At 57.5% G+C, this 487-nt stretch carries 1 protein-coding gene; it reads right to left on the bottom strand.

Going from position 1 to position 487, the window contains the following annotated elements; translation table 11 throughout:
- Positions 1-450: transposase (locus tag AC5ZGW_RS46915; RefSeq protein WP_496114241.1), on the bottom strand; the 450-nt coding region annotated here is incomplete at its 3' end.
- Between the last annotated feature and the right edge of the window lie 37 nt (positions 451-487).

The following is a 487-nucleotide window of genomic DNA, read 5'->3' as shown; positions in this document are numbered from 1 at the left end:
TGTATCGGTGACGATGTGGCGCTTGCGACCTTTGATCTTCTTGCCCGCATCAAAGCCGCGTGGCCCTCCGCTCTCGGTCGTCTTGACCGATTGACTGTCGATGATCGCCGCCGTTGGTTGCGGCTCCCGTCCAGCAAGCCTACGCGCGACTTCAACCAAGGCTTCATTGATCAAATCCAACACCCCGCTGTCGCGCAGGCCATAAAAATAGTACTGGACCGTCGTGAAGGGAGGAAAATCCTTTGGCAAAAGCGCCCATTGGCATCCCGTCGTCGCAATGTACTGGATCGCATCCCATACCGATCGCATGCAGGTCTTGCGCGGTCGCCCGACCTTGCTCGGCCCTGGCATCAACAGCTCGATCAAGGCCCATTCCGCATCCGTACAATCGCTTGCATAGCGGAGCGCTCGTCTGTCATGCTGACAGCGGGTGATTTCGGTCCAGGTCATCTGCTTCTCCGATGGCTTCGAACACCTTCGAAGAATC

It is taken from the genome of Bradyrhizobium sp. Crot121, from assembly GCF_059512385.1.
This window is presented reverse-complemented; position numbering and strand designations above follow the sequence as displayed.